15 protein-coding genes are annotated in these 13,098 nt (G+C 54.1%); 8 read left to right on the top strand and 7 right to left on the bottom strand.

Going from position 1 to position 13,098, the window contains the following annotated elements; translation table 11 throughout:
- Positions 1-4: 4 nt before the first annotated feature.
- The 3 genes from aroB to AYI87_RS17095 are packed head-to-tail and all read left to right on the top strand — an operon-like array spanning position 5 to position 3,510.
- Entirely contained in the window at positions 5-1,081 is a 1,077-nt protein-coding gene (gene aroB, locus AYI87_RS17105) for a 3-dehydroquinate synthase (protein ID WP_144203902.1), read from the top strand.
- Between the two features lie 16 nt (positions 1,082-1,097).
- On the top strand, positions 1,098-2,618 hold the full coding sequence (locus AYI87_RS17100; protein ID WP_144203901.1) for an AAA family ATPase: 1,521 nt from the start codon (positions 1,098-1,100) through the stop codon (positions 2,616-2,618).
- A gap of 52 nt (positions 2,619-2,670) precedes the next feature.
- The gene (locus tag AYI87_RS17095; RefSeq protein WP_144203900.1) at positions 2,671-3,510 is read left to right on the top strand and encodes a Dam family site-specific DNA-(adenine-N6)-methyltransferase; all 840 of its coding nucleotides are present in this window, start codon (positions 2,671-2,673) and stop codon (positions 3,508-3,510) included.
- A gap of 64 nt (positions 3,511-3,574) precedes the next feature.
- Here the strand turns inward: AYI87_RS17095 and AYI87_RS17090 are convergent, their stop codons facing one another.
- Positions 3,575-3,748 carry a DUF2970 domain-containing protein gene (locus AYI87_RS17090; protein WP_011864024.1) on the bottom strand — a complete coding sequence of 58 codons (174 nt, stop codon included), beginning with the start codon at positions 3,746-3,748 and terminating at the stop codon, positions 3,575-3,577.
- Positions 3,749-3,756: 8 nt separating this feature from the next.
- On the bottom strand, positions 3,757-4,101 hold the full coding sequence (locus AYI87_RS17085; protein WP_144203899.1) for a hypothetical protein: 345 nt from the start codon (positions 4,099-4,101) through the stop codon (positions 3,757-3,759).
- A gap of 211 nt (positions 4,102-4,312) precedes the next feature.
- On the opposite strand from AYI87_RS17085, the gene rpe reads away from it, so the two are divergent.
- The 3 genes from rpe to trpS are packed head-to-tail and all read left to right on the top strand — an operon-like array spanning position 4,313 to position 6,689.
- Positions 4,313-4,987, top strand: coding sequence for a ribulose-phosphate 3-epimerase (gene rpe, locus AYI87_RS17080; protein WP_144203898.1), 675 nt, complete (start codon positions 4,313-4,315; stop codon positions 4,985-4,987).
- A 2-nt stretch (positions 4,988-4,989) separates the two neighbouring features.
- Complete coding sequence (locus AYI87_RS17075; protein ID WP_144203897.1) at positions 4,990-5,685, top strand: phosphoglycolate phosphatase; 696 nt, start codon at positions 4,990-4,992, stop codon at positions 5,683-5,685.
- Between the two features lie 5 nt (positions 5,686-5,690).
- Positions 5,691-6,689, top strand: coding sequence for a tryptophan--tRNA ligase (gene trpS, locus AYI87_RS17070; RefSeq protein ID WP_011864028.1), 999 nt, complete (start codon positions 5,691-5,693; stop codon positions 6,687-6,689).
- A 64-nt stretch (positions 6,690-6,753) separates the two neighbouring features.
- On the opposite strand, the gene AYI87_RS17065 is transcribed toward trpS, so the two are convergent.
- Positions 6,754-7,629 carry a LysR substrate-binding domain-containing protein gene (locus AYI87_RS17065; RefSeq protein WP_144203896.1) on the bottom strand — a complete coding sequence of 292 codons (876 nt, stop codon included), beginning with the start codon at positions 7,627-7,629 and terminating at the stop codon, positions 6,754-6,756.
- Between the two features lie 125 nt (positions 7,630-7,754).
- Here AYI87_RS17065 and AYI87_RS17060 point away from each other — a divergent pair, with 125 nt between their 5' ends.
- Positions 7,755-8,624, top strand: a complete 870-nt coding sequence (locus AYI87_RS17060) for a DMT family transporter (protein WP_144203895.1) — start codon at positions 7,755-7,757, stop codon at positions 8,622-8,624.
- 21 nt (positions 8,625-8,645) lie between these two features.
- Here AYI87_RS17060 and dolP read toward each other — a convergent pair whose 3' ends face one another.
- From dolP to AYI87_RS17040, 4 genes are all read right to left on the bottom strand, one after another.
- Positions 8,646-9,215: a division/outer membrane stress-associated lipid-binding lipoprotein gene (gene dolP / locus AYI87_RS17055; RefSeq protein WP_144203894.1), complete on the bottom strand. Its 570-nt coding sequence runs from the start codon at positions 9,213-9,215 to the stop codon at positions 8,646-8,648.
- On the bottom strand, positions 9,212-9,805 hold the full coding sequence (locus AYI87_RS17050; protein WP_011864032.1) for a phosphoheptose isomerase: 594 nt from the start codon (positions 9,803-9,805) through the stop codon (positions 9,212-9,214). Before AYI87_RS17050 ends, dolP begins: the two co-directional genes overlap by 4 nt.
- A 68-nt stretch (positions 9,806-9,873) precedes the next feature.
- Positions 9,874-10,218, bottom strand: a complete 345-nt coding sequence (locus tag AYI87_RS17045; protein ID WP_144203893.1) for a YraN family protein — start codon at positions 10,216-10,218, stop codon at positions 9,874-9,876.
- Positions 10,215-12,101 (bottom strand): penicillin-binding protein activator, encoded by a 1,887-nt coding sequence (locus AYI87_RS17040; RefSeq protein WP_144203892.1) that lies wholly within the window; start codon positions 12,099-12,101, stop codon positions 10,215-10,217. Before AYI87_RS17040 ends, AYI87_RS17045 begins: the two co-directional genes overlap by 4 nt.
- An 88-nt stretch (positions 12,102-12,189) precedes the next feature.
- On the opposite strand from AYI87_RS17040, the gene rsmI reads away from it, so the two are divergent.
- Positions 12,190-13,032, top strand: a complete 843-nt coding sequence (gene rsmI / locus AYI87_RS17035; protein ID WP_144203920.1) for a 16S rRNA (cytidine(1402)-2'-O)-methyltransferase — start codon at positions 12,190-12,192, stop codon at positions 13,030-13,032.
- Positions 13,033-13,098: the final 66 nt, after the last annotated feature.

The raw sequence follows: 13,098 nt of genomic DNA, 5'->3' as shown, positions 1-13,098 counted from the left end.
TAGAATGGAACAGATTCAGGTTGAACTTGGAGTACGCAGTTACCCTATTTTTATTGGCCAGAATCTCCTCGAAAATAGCGAACACTTCTCAAGCTATCTTCAGGGCAAAAAAATTCTTATCGTGACTAATGACACAATAGCGCCTCTGTATCTTGCTAAGGTACAGGCGCTATTGGCTTCCTACCTATGTGCCGATCCCGTCATCTTACCCGATGGCGAACAATACAAGACACTGTCGCAGATGGATGCGATTTTTACCTCACTGCTGGCGCAGAACATGGGGCGTGATTCTGTATTAATTGCCCTGGGTGGTGGTGTAATCGGCGACATGACAGGCTTTGCGGCCGCCTGTTATCAACGCGGCGTAGATTTCATTCAGATCCCAACGACCTTGTTATCACAGGTCGATTCTTCCGTGGGGGGCAAGACTGCCGTCAACCATCCCATGGGTAAAAACATGATAGGCGCCTTCTATCAGCCTAAGATGGTTGCCATAGACACGGCATGTTTACATACTCTGCCGGCCCGAGAATTTGCCGCAGGCATGGCCGAGGTGATTAAGTATGGCATCATCTGGGATGGCTCATTTTTCAGTTGGTTAGAGCAGAATGTCGAGGCGCTCAAGTCGCTGGACGAGACTGCACTCACCTACGCCATCGCCAAATGCTGTCAGATCAAGGCAGACGTCGTGGCGCAAGATGAGACAGAGCAAGGCGTACGCGCCCTGTTGAATCTTGGCCATACCTTTGGTCACGCCATAGAGGCCGAGATGGGCTATGGTATCTGGCTCCATGGCGAAGCTGTGGCAGCTGGCACAGTACTTGCTGCACAAACTGCATCTAAGATGGGGCTGGTCGATAAGTCAATTGTTTGTCGAATCGAAGCGATATTCGAGGCATTTGACCTACCAACGCAGGCTCCTGAGGTGATGAACTTCGAACAGTTCATTAAGCATATGCGGCGTGACAAGAAAGTGCTGAATGGAAAACTCAGATTGGTTCTGCCAAAGGCCATAGGTCAGGCAGAGGTGTATGGCGAGGTTTCCGAGTCCCTTCTGCAAGAGGTCATTAGCCGCGCCTAGTTTGTGTGGTGATTAAGTGACGTTTCAAACAGCTATTCTCTTACCCAGTCAGGAGTCTCTGCTACATAGGCTGCAGCATGTGGTGCTCTATGGCCAGCAGTTGACTGTGTTGACGGGTAACTCTGGCGCAGGCAAGACCACACTCACCACGGCGCTGGTGGACACCTTGGATGACGTCAGTTCGGCCTTGGTCGTGTGTCCTCAGCATGTCGATAGCGCCGAGATCCGCCGTAAGATACTGGTTCAGCTGTTAACCGAGCCGGTTTTCGACGACGAAGTGCCACTGCCTGAAACCCTGCTGCGTCTCGGTGATGCCTTACCCTCACACAGCCATATCGTGCTCGATGATGCCCAATACCTGCCCCTAGAGCTGTGGGCGGAATGTATCATATTGAGTCAGTTGAGCTTAGCGGGCAGAAAACTCTCACTGACAATGACCGCCCCGGCAGACTACTTGAATCAGATCTTAGCTCAGCTGCCTGAGACTCAGCGTCCACTTTTGTTGCCCGTCGCCATTTCGCCGTTAACCTTACCGGAACGTGAGGGGCTGTATTACACCCTGTTGCATCGCAGCGAGGAGACTACTTTCACGCCACGGGAGATAGTCAAAGATCAACTCCAACGTCAGCAGGGGACACCGGCCGAAGTGGTGAATCTGCTCTATCTGGCATTGCATGGTGAGCCTGCAGCGCCTAAGAAAAGGCCTTGGCCTGTCTATTTGGCCATTGGAGCCTGCACGGTATTTCTGCTTGCCAGTCTCTATTGGTTATGGGATGAACCTGAAGAGATGATTGCCAAGCCTAAGGTGCAGACGGTTGCGGCCGTTCGCGCTGCAGGATTTAACACACACTATGGTCGACGGTTGTTGAGTGGTTATTTTGATGCGCGATCACAATCATATGAAGTGGCGAGTAAAGAGGCCGAACTTGCGGCCCATATCACTGAACAGAAAGCGCAGCTAGGCACAAAGTCAGAAGCAAAGCCAGAACAAGAATTAGAAACTCTGGCTGATGGCCAAGTTGATATGCAGGTAAATGCTCAGCCTGATCTTCAGTCAGATGAGACTCCACAACCTCAGCTAGAAGCCAAGCTGGAGCATTCACAATCTGAAGCGCTTTCTACACAAACGCAGGAGCAGCAGATTGAGTCACCTGCCGAGTTGAAAGCTGCTCAAAAGCCTGTCGAAATCTTTGCTGCTGCACAGGTAAGTGAGCCAATGGAGTCTCGTAGGCGTCAGATTTCGACAGCCCTATTGCCACACCCAGAAGGCTATACACTGCAGCTGGCGACGGTGAAACGTCTTGAGTCCCTCGATGCCACCATTGCCAAGCTGCCCGATGCTAATCAGGTGCAGATTGCTCGCTATAAAAGCTACTGGGTGCTCCTCTATGGCCAATACACAGACAGGCAGGCGGGTAAGCAGGCGGCGATCGATTTAGCCCAGACGGTTCAGTTACCGTCACCCTGGGTGAGGGCCTGGGTAGATTTATCCGGCTATGAGCTGCAACAAGGGTCTGTGAGCCGTGAAATTCATTAATAAACAGAGTACAATCGACAACTTGTTTTCATTGTGCACTCAATCGATTTAGATGATTAAAAAACAGAGAGCCTTCTTAAAGTGGGCTGGCGGAAAATTTAAACTGGTTGATGCGCTCACCCAGCACCTTCCCGAAGGTGACAGATTGGTGGAGCCCTTTGTTGGTGCAGGCTCGGTATTTCTCAATACCCAATACAAGCGCTATCTCTTGTGCGACATCAATCAAGATCTGATCAATCTCTATCAGATAGTGCAATCCACACCTGAAAAATATATCACAGAGGCCAAGGCGATGTTTGTCGAAGCCAAGAATGATAAAGAAGTCTATTACCAGGTGCGCAGTGAATTCAATCAGACCCGGGACCCCTTCCTGCGCTCTGTCTATTTTCTTTATATGAACCGCCACGGGTTTAATGGTCTGTGTCGTTACAACTCGAAGGGCGGCTTCAATGTGCCCTTTGGTTCATACAAGAAGCCCTATTTTCCCGAAGAGGAGATCAAGGCCTTTGCCGATAAGGCACAGGTGGCCGAGTTTAAGTGCATAGGTTATGAAGAGGCTTTCGATCTGACTCAGCCAGGCGATGTTGTCTATTGCGACCCACCTTACGCACCACTGTCAACCACGGCCAGCTTTACTACCTATGTGGGTTCGGGTTTTAGCCTGGACGATCAGGCGTTGCTGGCTCGCAAGTCGCGTCATACGGCGATCGATAGAGGCATCCCTGTGCTCATCAGTAACCATGATATTCCCCTGACGCGGGAGCTGTATCATGGCGCCAGATTCGACACCATTCAGGTGCAGCGAAATATCAGCCAAAACGGCAACAGTCGTAAGAAGGTCGATGAGCTGATGGCACTGTATGACGACAGCTACCACAGCGAAAACGATTAAGCCCAAGCCTTAAGGTATTAATTAAGGAATTAGTTAAGGTAATTAACTAGGCTGTTAATCGAGGCTAGGCCAGCACCAGTTTCACGATAAAGATGAGTGAAGCGACCAGGGCGATGGCTAGTAGAATCCCCATCACAATAAAGGGCACCGGCGAGCGGGACTGAAAGTCGCGAACGCGGTTTTGCTCTGTCTGCACGCCAAAGAAGGCGGCCAGGGTGCTCAGAAAGAGTTGCAGCAAGAGAGGGCCTAGAGGCGCTGTTTGCTGGTGGGGGTAACGTCGTCCATGGGCGTGTCTTGATGACCATGGAGCAGCTCGAGCAGATCGACAAAGTGCAATTGATTAGAGCGGCTTCGACCCGTTAACCAATTACTCCAACTGACATTATCTGCCTGCTGGGCACAGCGGTTATTTGGGTGACTGGCGGGAAGTGAGGAGTTGTAGCTGGCGTTGCTATCGCACACGCAGGCCAGGCTGGCCTCATCTTCACTGAGACTCTGAACGCCAATGGCGGTAAAGCCAACAACAGCGGCGGTGACGGTAAATACCGTTGCCGATTTCATCTTGGCTGAAGCTTTGGCCTTATCTCTCATCTCTACATCCTGTGAACATGGAAACCCCTAATCAGAGCATTATAGCAAAGGCGTTTATATTTTGAACATAATTTTTCGATGAGGCGATTGGCCGCCAGTGAAATTTACTCAATTCTGAACCAGAACACGTTTAATCCGGTATCGCCTATAGAGGCTGGGCTTGGCTATAAGGTAGAATAGCGTAATTCTTATTCAGATTAGTGAGTTTATCATGCGTCCATTTCTAATTGCTCCCTCTATCTTATCTGCCGACTTTGCCCGTCTCGGGGAAGATGTCGAGGCCGTACTCAAGGCCGGTGCCGATGTGGTTCACTTCGACGTGATGGATAACCATTATGTGCCTAACCTGACCATAGGCCCTATGGTGTGTAAGGCGCTGCGTGATTATGGTGTGACCGCCGATATCGACGTGCACCTCATGGTGAAGCCTGTGGATCGCATCATTCCCGATTTCGTCGATGCCGGTGCCTCTATCATCACCTTCCACCCTGAGGCCTCTGAGCATATCGATCGCACCCTGCAGCTGATCAGGGAATCTGGCTGTAAGGCTGGCCTGGTATTCAACCCGGCGACCTCGCTGCACTATCTGGATCATGTGATGGATAAGCTGGATGTGATTCTGCTGATGTCGGTAAACCCAGGTTTCGGTGGCCAGTCCTTTATCCCGTCGACTTTGGATAAACTGCGCCAGGTGCGTGAGCGTATCGATGCCAGCGGTTTCGATATTCGCTTAGAAGTCGACGGTGGCGTCAAGGTCGACAATATCGCCGAAATCGCCGCGGCGGGTGCCGACATGTTCGTGGCCGGTTCGGCAATTTTCAACAAGCCAGACTACAAGGCGGTGATCGACGAGATGCGCAGCGAGCTGGCTAAGGTCGATGCCTAAATATGAAAGCCCAATCTATTAAGGCGATCGCCTTCGATCTCGACGGTACGCTTATCGACAGCGTGCCGGATCTGGCCGCCGCCACTCAAGGCATGCTCGCCGAGCTGGCCTTGCCACAGTGCGACGAGGATCAGGTGCGAAGCTGGGTAGGTAATGGCGCCGCCAAGCTGGTAGAGCGCGCCTTGACCTTCGCCCGCGGTGAGGCGGCAACACAGGCCGATATCGATGCCGCCATGCCGCTGTTTAGCAAGCATTACGAGGCAAACCTGCAGCAGCACAGCCGCCTCTATGATGGTGTTAAGTCTGTACTCGAGCAGCTGGTGTCGCTGGGTTATCAACTGGCGATTGTCACCAATAAGCCATATCGGTTTACCGTGCCACTGCTGGAGGCATTTGGCATAGCTCACCTGTTTAATCAGGTGTTGGGGGGCGATTCGCTGGAGAAGATGAAGCCAGATCCCCTGCCGCTGACTCACCTCAAACAGGCGTGGCAGCTCGATGATGAGCAGCTTTTGATGGTGGGCGACTCTCGAAACGATATTTTAGCGGCGAAAGCGGCGGGTATTTCCTCGATCGGCTTGACCTACGGGTACAACTACGGTGAAGATATTGGGCTCAGCGGCCCGACGGCCGTTTGTAACACATTTAGCGAAGTATTGGCGCAGATAACAGACAGCCAAATAGTATTGGAGCAATAAATTTTATGACTAAACCTATTGTGCTTAGCGGTGCCCAACCGTCAGGTGAATTGACCATTGGTAACTACATGGGTGCACTACGTCAGTGGGTTGCGATGCAAGATAGTCATGATTGCCTATATTGTGTGGTCGATCTGCATGCCATTACCGTACGTCAAGATCCGCAGAAGCTGCGTGACGCCTGCTTAGATACCTTGGCCCTTTACCTGGCCTGTGGTGTCGATCCTAAGAAGAGCACAGTGTTTATCCAGTCGCAGGTACCTCAGCACACTCAGCTGGGTTGGGCGCTGAACTGCTACACCCAGATGGGCGAGCTGAGCCGCATGACCCAGTTTAAGGACAAGTCGCAGAAGCATGCCAACAACATCAACGTCGGCCTGTTCGGCTACCCGGTATTGATGGCGGCTGATATCCTGCTGTACCAGGCAAACGAGATCCCTGTGGGTCAAGATCAGAAACAACATCTTGAACTCACTCGTGATATCGCGACACGCTTCAACAATGCCTACGGCGAGACCTTCACCATACCCGAGCCTTTCATACCTGAGCTGGGTGCCAAGGTGATGTCGCTGCAGGATCCATTGAAGAAGATGTCTAAGTCTGACGACAACCGCAACAATGTGATCGGCCTACTGGAAGATCCTAAGGCGGTCATGAAGAAGCTGAAGAAGGCGATGACAGACAGCGACGAGCCGCCGGTAGTGCGTTTCGATGTCGAAAACAAGCCAGGCGTCTCTAACCTGCTGAGCCTGATGTCGGGTGTTACCGGTCAGAGCATTGCGAGTTTGGAAGCTGAGTTCGAAGGTAAGATGTACGGTCATCTTAAAGTGGCCGCCGGTGAGGCGGTTGTCGGCATGCTTGAGCCGCTGCAGGAACGCTTCAAGGAGTACAGAGCCGATCAGAGCTTCCTGAATCAGGTGATGCACGAAGGTGCCGAGAAGGCTCAGGCCCGCGCCGAAGTGACCCTGAAGAAGGTCTACGAGAAGATAGGTCTTCTGCTCTAATCGAATGTGTGAAAAAGCCGGCAGCAGCCGGCTTTTTTTATGGATAAATATTAAGGAGGACTCGCTAATGCTGCTGGGTCAACCAGTGGACAAAGGCAGCGATGGCAGGCTCCTGCAGGCGGCGCTGCTTGCAGAGGAAGTTAAACTCGAACCCAGTATCTATGCCGGCAAAGGGCAACGCCACCAGGCGCTGCCTGGCGATATCATCCAGCACCATGAAGTCTGAGGCCAGGGCCACCCCCTGACCGGCAATCGCGGCTTCGATCGCCATTAATACATGGCTGAAGAGCTGTTGCTGATGCTCCTTGGGGTCTGGTAGCTGGTTATGTTGACACCAACGCTGCCAGTCCAGCCCAAGTGGTCCCTCATCTACTGTGAGCAGCTGCTGGGCGCTGAGCCAGTCGAGATCCAGCTTGTCACCACTGCTGATAAGCTCCGGGCTGCAGACGGGGATCAACCGCTCGGCGTGCAGTAGCTGTTGCCAGTAGCCCTTCTGATCTTGCTGGCCCGTGATAAACATGTCGGCGCTGCTGTGGGACAACACAGGGTCTTCGGTGATCATATCCAGGCGTACCTGAATCCCTGGATGTAGGCGGCGAAAGCCGCTGAGCCTGGGGATCAACCATTTCACCGCGAAGGAACTGTAAACCGCCAGGCGCAGCGCCTCTGGCTTCTCGCCCAGTAACCTGAGGTTGAGCTCTCCCAGCTCGTTGAAGATCCTCGCCGTCTCCTGAAACAGCTGCTCGCCCTTGTCGGTGAGTCTCAGGCTGCGGCCCTCACGCCTGAACAGAGGCAGGGCGAAGTGTTCCTCCAGTAGACGCACCTGATGAGACACCGCACTCTGGGTAATACACAGCTCCTGTGCGGCCCGGGAGAAGTGCTGTAAACGGGCGGCGGCCTCGAACACCTGCAGTGCCCTGAGCGGGGGGATCTTCCTCATCTACTGTCTCCTATACCTGTCTCAATAGATGAATTTAATTCATCTATGATAAGAAATCATCATTTTAGCTACAGTATCTTGCTCGCTATCATGCAGCCAGATGATTCTTGATGATGGAGGCTGTGATGCAGCGCAATCTGATGTTAGGCCTCGGCCTCTTGCTGCTGGGGAATGTGTTTAGCGCTCTCTATGATGTGTCGATCAAGTGGCTGCCAGCGCAGAGCGATGCCACCATGTTCTTGCTGCTGCGTCAGGTGACGGCGATCGTGATGATGTTGCCGCTCTGGTTGTATGCAGGTAGGCCGAGAACCGCCTACTTGAAGCTACACATGATTCGGGCCAATAGCGGCGCAATCGGTGGACTCTTGTTGATCCTCGGCTTGCTCTCCCTGCCTCTGGCGACGGTTAGCTCGCTGTTCTATTCAGCGCCCTTGATGATCATCGTCATGGGTATGCTGTTTCTCAAGGAGCGACTCAGTGGCCAACAGATCCTGGCAACTGTGCTAGGTTTCATCGGCATTCTTATCATACTCAGGCCGAGCGAGATGAATCTGGCAGCGCTGGCAGTATTGGTGTCGGCCATCGTCTTTGCGGCCAATCAGCTGATGCTGAGATGGCTGCCCAGCAGCGAGGCGGCAAGCGTCACGGTGATCAGCTACAACCTCTTGAGCCTGCCCTTAGTAATAGGATTCGCCGCCTGGCAGGGATTTGCGGGGTTCAGTTGGCCTGTATTAGGTATTGCGCTGCTGAGTAATATCTTCTTACTCGCCTATCAGCTGTTTAGCGTGCTGGCCTACCGCAAGGCCCAGGCGGGCGAGATTGCCGTTGCCGAATACAGTGGTCTGTTGTTCTGTGTGCTGTTTGGCTGGCTCTGGTTCGACGAGTGGCTGGATCCATTAGGCTGGCTGGGCGCCGCCCTGATCGTATTGCCGACCATACTCTTGCCTTTGCTGACGCGAAGATGGCGTAAGGTGAGGAAAGCCAGGCTCGCCTAGGCGCAGCAAGCGCCCGGCGTGCTAGCTGTTTGGCGTATCGAAGACCTTGATGACCTTGCGTACACCGGCCGTGTTACGGGCGATATCCACCGCTAGCTCGGCCTGTTCGCGACTCACGACACCCAGGAGGAAGACCTCGCCATTTTCGGTGATCACCTTGATGCGGGTGACATCCAGATCTTTGTCGTTGAGCATACGCGTCTTCACCTTGGTGGTGATCCAGGTGTCGTTGCTGCGGGTGGTGAAGGAGGTCGGGTTACCTATGCGGATCTGATTATGGATCTTGCCACCCAGGTTAAGCTTTTGCACTGTGTTGATCGCCTTGTCACGCAGCATGGAGCTGGGTGCCTGGCCTATCATCAGCACGTTGCCGTTCATCGCCACACCTGTGATATTGGTTTGGTTCTTAATATCTTCGTGTGCCGCCAGGGCACTGGCGATCTGAAAGTCGGCGTTGGTGTCGTCCAGCTGGGTCGAGAAGCTGCGTTCATCGTTGGCCATCATGGCCCCACCCACTGCGCCGACCATCACGGCCCCGGCGCAGCCTTGTAACAGCAAGAGTACGGCTAGGATTGGGAGCAGAGCTCTCATGCCTGGTCATCCTGGGGGAAGAGGGTGCGGTCGATGTTGTCGCACAGGCAGTGGATCACCAACAGATGCACTTCTTGAATACGCGCGGTGACGTTTGAAGGCACGCGTACCTCTACGTCGTTTGTGCCCATCAGACCGGCCATGGCACCGCCATCCTTACCCGTGAGGGCCACGATTGTCATGTCACGGCTCAGCGCCGCTTCCATCGCCTTGATCACGTTACCCGAGTTACCACTGGTCGAGATGGCCAGTAAGATGTCGCCTGGTTGACCCAGCGCCAGGATCTGCTTAGAGAAGATCTCGTCATAGCTATAGTCGTTACCGATAGCGGTAATGGTCGAGGTGTCGGTTGTCAGGGCGATGGCCGGTAGTGGCGGACGCTCGATCTCGTAGCGGTTCAACAGCTCGGCAGAGAAATGCTGGGCATCGCCGGCGCTGCCGCCATTACCACAGGCTAAGATCTTGTTGCCGCCAAGCAGGCACTGCACCATCATCTCGGCCGCTTTCTCAATAGACTCAGGCAGCGCCTCAGCCGCATCGATCTTGGTCTGGATTGAGTGGGTAAAACTGTCTTTAATACGTTCTAACATGGAATTATCCTTCAAAAATAAAACTGTTTAACAAGCCTTCACTTGCATAGTGGTGGCGAAGTGGAGCACTAAAAGGCGTTGGTGATCCACTGAATGTCATCGCCATCTATGGCCAGGAGATCGAAGCGACACTGCGCATCTATCTGATTGAGCTGCATATAATGGTTTGCCGCTCGATTAAGCCTTGCTATCTTGCCTCGGCTAACTGCCTGTACCGCACCGCCAAACTGTTTCGATTGGCGGTATTTTACCTCAATAAAAATCCATTTGTGACCTTGGCGCATTATGAGGTCAATTTCGCCAAATGGGTAGCGTACGTTTCGTTCGACCAGTTTGAGCCCCTGTTGTTCCAGATAGGCCAGCGCGCGATCTTCCGCCTGCTGCCCCTTGGTGAGGTGCTCGGCATTCGTCATAGGGGTCTCAAATTGCCTCGCTGGTAACGTCCCCAGCTGAGCTGACGGTTAATCGTACCATCAGGCGACACAGAAAGCAGGCCGCTGCGACCCGAGTACTGGTAGCCGGGCAGGGCACGCATTTGGGCCAGCTTGCTCACCAGTTGCAGGGCATCGAATCCCATCACATACAGGCGTTTCTGGCTGTTACCCCAGGTCGGCCAGAGACGGGCGACCTCGGCGGTTTCGGCGTTAGTCTCGATCAACCAGGGAATATCGCTGATGGTCAGGTTATTCAGCTCCTGGGCGGCGGTGCGTGATTGGCTCTCGATACGGCTGCGGCTGGTGGTGTATAGCGGCACAGGTTCGGCAAACACGCTGAAATTCACGTCGATAAAGGGTTTGAGCAGCGGCAGATCTTGGTTGCTGGCGATCATATAGATGGCGTCGATATCGCGGCGGGATCTAAAGTCGGCCTCGATCTTATTGCCCAGCAGCGTCTTGATGCGGGCGATACGCTCCTTACTGTCGATCACCCCTAGAGACTTCTGCACAGTGACCTTCATCTCGTCGCCGCGCTTGTAGTAGTGGATCTCGGCCGCTTCATGGGTGAGCTCCTGCCACTTACCGTTAAAGGCCTCGGCCATGCGGCGACCGACTGCGTCATCGCTGGCGAGCAGCAGTGGCTTCTCTATGCCGTCGTTATAGAGCTTCTGCGCGGCATCTACCGCCTCGTCGGTGGGTGAGAGCGCGAAGAAGAACTGGTCGTTAGACGGCATGAAGTTGTCCACATGGTTGAGGAACAACTGGGGCACCTTAGGCTGTACTGGAGCTTGAGCCTGTGCTTGAGAGCCTGGCTGCTGTTGACCATTGGCCTGCTGGCTGGCTTTCTGCTCCGCCTGCATCAGGCTCTCCACCTCAGACTGTAACAGTGGGCCTATTATGAAATCGGCACCGGCGGCAATCGCCTGCTGCTGTGCAAGCTCGGCGCCTTGGGCCGTGTCGAAGAAGTTAACCGATACCGAGTCGTCCGGATTGGTCAGGTAACTGGAAATGATCCCCTGCTTGACCGTGTCGGCGATGGCGGCTCTGGGGCCGGTGAGCGGCAGCAAGACGGCAATCTTCTTTGGCTTGTAGGGCTTAGTATTCAGCGCGCGCTCCAGATCCGTCGGCAGCTTCTTGGCGCCCGGATGGCCGGGGTTATCCTGCTGCCAGTTACCCAGTTGCTGCACCAATTGCTGAGGGTCTATGGCATAATGCTTGGCGATATAAGCCAGCTGCAGCCAGCCGGCAAAGATGGGGTTGCTGCTATCCTGACTAAAGGCCAGCAGTGTCTGCTCGTGCAGGGGCTGCAATATGCCCCAGATCTCGTCGTTGACTTCACTCGCCTCTGTGCTCGGCAGGTAATTGGCCAGCAGGGTGAGTTCCTTGGCTTGCTCGATTGGCGATTTACTCAGCTGAAACAGACGCGCCTTGAGCTGATGGTAGGAGACCATCTGCCAGTTGGCGAGTCGCCACTGACTGGGGTAATTGAGTTGAGCCAGGGCCTGATCATAGTTCGCCGTCTGCTCCAGCACTCTAGCGCTCAGATACCTGTGCTCGGCCAGTATCTCGGGTTTGTTGACCAAGCTAGGTTTTACGGCCGCTAGCGTCTTACTGGCATTGCCTGTGTCGCCTTGATTGATAAAGGCGTGAGCGGCGAGCAGCATCAGACGGTTCTTCTGCTCGGCATCGGTAGCCTGCTTGGCATCCGCCAGATACTCTGCAGGGCTTTGGGTGGCATTCACCAAAGAAACTTGGGTGCTGGTTTCTTTCACTGGGGTTGGCGCCGTGGCACAACCGAATAATACTGTGGCCAATACAGCGGCGGAGATTAATTTAGTTGTATTCAGTCTTTTTAACACAGGACTTCACTCTGGTAAGATGCTGGCTGTAGTTTAACCTTCTCTTACGCCTGACGAAAGTCTTGTGACAATCATTACAGAGGTAGATATGGACCTGTCGGTCGCACTTTACATAGTTCCTACTCCAATCGGTAACCTTGGAGACATTAGCAGCCGCGCCCTGGAGGTATTGAATCAGGTCTCCCTTATCGCCTGTGAGGACACCCGCCATAGCGGTAAGTTGCTGAGCCATTTCGGCATAGAGACCCGCAAGACGGCGCTGCATGATCACAACGAGCGCGACCGGGCCCAGGGGATCATCCAGAAGCTGGCCAATGGTGAGTCTGTGGCGCTGATCTCCGATGCCGGTACGCCGCTGATCTCCGACCCTGGTTATCATCTGGTGTCACAGGTGCGTGAAGCCGGTTTCAACGTGGTGCCGCTGCCGGGCCCCTGTGCGGCCATCACGGCGCTGAGCGCCTCTGGGTTGCCGTCGGATCGCTTCTCGTTCGAGGGCTTTCTGCCCGCCAAGGAGAAGGGACGTCTCGATAAGCTGACCGAGCTTAAGGAAGATCCCCGCACCCTGATCTTCTACGAGTCGCCACATCGCATCGTTCACAGCCTAACCTCTATCGTGACGGCGCTTGGCGGCGATCGTCAGGTGGTGATGGCCCGTGAAGTAACCAAGACCTTCGAGACCTTCCTCTCTGGCCCCGCCGCCGAGGTGTTGGCAAAAGTGAGTGAGGATCCCAATCAGCAGAAGGGTGAAATTGTGCTCATGTGCCACGGTCATCGCACAGATGAAGATGCCGGCGTGCCTGCCCAGGCGCTGGAGACGCTTAAGTTACTGAGTCAGGAGCTACCGCTGAAGAAGGCATCGGCGCTGGCGGCGCAGATCCATGGGCTGAAGAAGAACGCCCTCTATAAGCTGGGCCTCGAGCTGGATCTCTAGTCGACAACTATCGGCAGGCGCCACGCCAATATAAGGTGGTGCGCCGCGCCGCATTAGGCTATAATC

This window comes from Shewanella sp. KCT (assembly GCF_007636505.1).
GTDB lineage: Bacteria > Pseudomonadota > Gammaproteobacteria > Enterobacterales > Shewanellaceae > Shewanella > Shewanella halotolerans.
The sequence above is the reverse complement of the archived record's forward strand: the minus strand, read 5'-3'. Positions and strand labels throughout refer to the sequence as shown.

Excerpts from the sequence above, each read along its gene's own strand:
- aroB (WP_144203902.1), top strand. The coding sequence starts at position 5 with ATGGAACAGATTCAGGTTGAACTTGGAGTACGCAGTTACCCTATTTTT.
- AYI87_RS17095 (WP_144203900.1), top strand. The coding sequence starts at position 2,671 with ATGATTAAAAAACAGAGAGCCTTCTTAAAGTGGGCTGGCGGAAAATTT.
- AYI87_RS17085 (WP_144203899.1), bottom strand. The coding sequence starts at position 4,101 with ATGAGAGATAAGGCCAAAGCTTCAGCCAAGATGAAATCGGCAACGGTA.
- rpe (WP_144203898.1), top strand. The coding sequence starts at position 4,313 with ATGCGTCCATTTCTAATTGCTCCCTCTATCTTATCTGCCGACTTTGCC.
- AYI87_RS17075 (WP_144203897.1), top strand. The coding sequence starts at position 4,990 with ATGAAAGCCCAATCTATTAAGGCGATCGCCTTCGATCTCGACGGTACG.
- trpS (WP_011864028.1), top strand. The coding sequence starts at position 5,691 with ATGACTAAACCTATTGTGCTTAGCGGTGCCCAACCGTCAGGTGAATTG.
- AYI87_RS17065 (WP_144203896.1), bottom strand. The coding sequence starts at position 7,629 with ATGAGGAAGATCCCCCCGCTCAGGGCACTGCAGGTGTTCGAGGCCGCC.
- AYI87_RS17060 (WP_144203895.1), top strand. The coding sequence starts at position 7,755 with ATGCAGCGCAATCTGATGTTAGGCCTCGGCCTCTTGCTGCTGGGGAAT.
- dolP (WP_144203894.1), bottom strand. The coding sequence starts at position 9,215 with ATGAGAGCTCTGCTCCCAATCCTAGCCGTACTCTTGCTGTTACAAGGC.
- AYI87_RS17050 (WP_011864032.1), bottom strand. The coding sequence starts at position 9,805 with ATGTTAGAACGTATTAAAGACAGTTTTACCCACTCAATCCAGACCAAG.
- AYI87_RS17045 (WP_144203893.1), bottom strand. The coding sequence starts at position 10,218 with ATGACGAATGCCGAGCACCTCACCAAGGGGCAGCAGGCGGAAGATCGC.
- rsmI (WP_144203920.1), top strand. The coding sequence starts at position 12,190 with ATGGACCTGTCGGTCGCACTTTACATAGTTCCTACTCCAATCGGTAAC.